The organism is Zhongshania sp. (assembly GCF_041584495.1).
Classification (GTDB): Bacteria; Pseudomonadota; Gammaproteobacteria; order Pseudomonadales; family Spongiibacteraceae; genus Spongiibacter.
The window spans coordinates 1-1,824 of record NZ_JBFHDY010000262.1; the positions used below are offsets into that span (position 1 = coordinate 1).

Annotated in this window: 2 protein-coding genes and 1 pseudogene; 1 reads left to right on the forward strand and 2 read right to left on the reverse strand. The window is 47.9% G+C overall.

Features of this window, described 5'->3' with window-relative positions; all coding sequences use genetic code 11:
- Both ABYP33_RS18925 and ABYP33_RS18930 read right to left on the reverse strand, forming a co-directional pair.
- The coding region (locus ABYP33_RS18925; protein WP_373092888.1) for a transposase at positions 1 to 177 on the reverse strand (177 nt) is incomplete at its 3' end.
- 939 nt (positions 178 to 1,116) lie between these two features.
- Positions 1,117 to 1,362, reverse strand: a complete 246-nt coding sequence (locus tag ABYP33_RS18930; RefSeq protein WP_373092887.1) for a helix-turn-helix domain-containing protein — start codon at positions 1,360 to 1,362, stop codon at positions 1,117 to 1,119.
- Positions 1,363 to 1,650: 288 nt separating this feature from the next.
- On the opposite strand from ABYP33_RS18930, the pseudogene gmk reads away from it, so the two are divergent.
- A pseudogene (gene gmk, locus ABYP33_RS18935) lies at positions 1,651 to 1,824 on the forward strand (guanylate kinase); the annotation flags it as partial.

Genomic DNA, 1,824 nt, shown 5'->3' on the forward strand with positions numbered 1-1,824 from the left:
AAGCGCAGTACCTGCCGACAATTGCTCTTGTTGATCTTTCCAGCGATATAGCATGTTGCTTGCCACACCTAATGATTTAGACGCTTCAGCCACCGAGTAGCCCTGATCACGAATTAAGGCAACGGCTTCTTCTTTGAATTCCTTAGAGTACTGCTTGTAACTGCGTTTCTGTCCCATGATGACACTCCAATAATTGACGGGTATTGTCTCTTATTAAAGCGTCCGGTTCATTCAACCAGAACATTTTGTGTATTCCACAAACGCCACTACAGCGAAGCGATCGTACCGGCGCTGGAGAAATTCAAATTCAATCACTTTGGCCACGATCAGGTTGTGCTGCGTATTACGACCCAACCTGATCACCGCCTGCCGCCCTGTGTCAGGCTAGTTGTCGCCTGACACAGGGGGGGTACGACTGATCAGGTTCAGTGGAATACACATTCAGGGCTGCAGCTGGCCGATCTAGTTGCTCGACCAATTGGCCTCAAGACATTATTGAGGCCAGAGCAAAACAATCGAGCCTTCGAGGTACTGAAAAAGAAATTCTACTGTGACGGGGGGCGCGAAGAGGTGGGCAAGGACTATGAAGGGTTAGGCATGAAAATTTTCCCTATCCCAAACAGCGAAAAACCCCGATGAAACCACCGAGGTTATAACACCGACCGGGTCTGCCCAATCCATTTGCGACAAATTATAGAGTATTTGCCCTCTATTCCATGTTTAGAGCCCGCAAAAACTTGATCCTTTTCCTTCCGGGCTACTCTCAACACCGCTATCAGTTAAGATAGGGGCCGCACTCTGTCGGGCGATATTAGCCTAACTGCCAGATTCAAACTAATTGGCGGGCATAAAGGCGCCTAAAATAAAAACTCAACCACAATAGCCTGACGCATAAAATATTAATTTACTCTCTATGAGCAGACCCAGAGTATAAAATAGGACTAACACACATGTTGATAAAATTTTCTGATTAAAATCAAAGCATTAGCCAGACAACCTAAGCACCTCTTCCTTCTCAACACGCCTTGCGATCACACTTTAATGCGCATTAAAGTGTGATATTTAGATATTTCCCGAGCCGAGGGTAGCTGAATGCATCGCGTATTACTGGAAAAGCTACTGTGCTGGAAGGCGAAAAAAACGCGCAAACCACTGCTCACCCGCACCGTTGCAGGTAATTAAATGTTTTATCATAAAATGATGGCAACCGTGTTCCGTCAGCAGCACAACCATTTGGAACGGTAGAATAATATAAGTCCGATCCAGTCCTGCCAATGCTCCTAGCTCTTCTTGACTCATTCCGCGACTAGCGCGCAACTGGCGTAAACGACAACCAAACATAGTCAAAATTTCTTGGCTCACAGATATTCCTTAATTTAATAAGTAGCACCTGCATCCTCGGTCCATGGGACTTATTGGTCTACGGACTATGAGTCACACACCACATAGCTCGGCGTTTAATGCGGCTGCGGTCTCGACAAGTGAGACAAGCAATTTCTACCACGCAGCAATGAGCTCTCAAACTTAAGTAATACCCACAGAACTCCCCCCCTTCCGTGACGCTTTGCTAAACTGGTCGTATAATCTAAACGCTATCTGTCGCGCTGCCATCCGCCGCGAGCACTACAATCAGAGGACGACCCCGTCGCTATGCACAGTCAAGGCACGCTCTATACCATTTCTGCACCCTCGGGGGCCGGCAAAACCAGCTTAGTCGCAGAGTTACTCAAGCGCACGCCCCAGCTCAGTGTGTCGGTATCCCACACCACGCGACCAATGCGGCCCGGTGAGCAGGATGGGGTGAATTATCACTTTATCAGCCAC